Below are 536 nucleotides of genomic sequence, written 5' to 3'. Positions count from 1 at the left end.
GCTTAAACCGGGACAACCGTCGCCCGGCCAACATAGCCTTCTCCGTCCCCCCTTCGCAGTAACACCAAGTACAGGAATATTAACCTGTTTCCCATCGACTACGCCTTTCGGCCTCGCCTTAGGGGTCGACTCACCCTGCCCCGATTAACGTTGGACAGGAACCCTTGGTCTTCCGGCGTGCGGGTTTTTCACCCGCATTATCGTTACTTATGTCAGCATTCGCACTTCTGATACCTCCAGCATCCCTCACAGGACACCTTCAACGGCTTACAGAACGCTCCCCTACCCAACAACACATAGTGTCGCTGCCGCAGCTTCGGTGCATGGTTTAGCCCCGTTACATCTTCCGCGCAGGCCGACTCGACCAGTGAGCTATTACGCTTTCTTTAAATGATGGCTGCTTCTAAGCCAACATCCTGGCTGTCTGTGCCTTCCCACATCGTTTCCCACTTAACCATGACTTTGGGACCTTAGCTGGCGGTCTGGGTTGTTTCCCTCTTCACGACGGACGTTAGCACCCGCCGTGTGTCTCCCGT

The 536-nt window shown here is 55.0% G+C and carries 1 rRNA gene; it reads right to left on the bottom strand.

The features are described from left to right. A 23S ribosomal RNA gene (locus FDX11_RS01625) occupies positions 1-536 on the bottom strand; the annotation flags it as partial.

Source organism: Citrobacter sp. wls714 (assembly GCF_005281025.1).
Taxonomy (GTDB): domain Bacteria; phylum Pseudomonadota; class Gammaproteobacteria; order Enterobacterales; family Enterobacteriaceae; genus Citrobacter; species Citrobacter werkmanii.
Note: the sequence above shows the minus strand (reverse complement) of the source record. Positions and strands in the feature narration are given on the sequence as shown.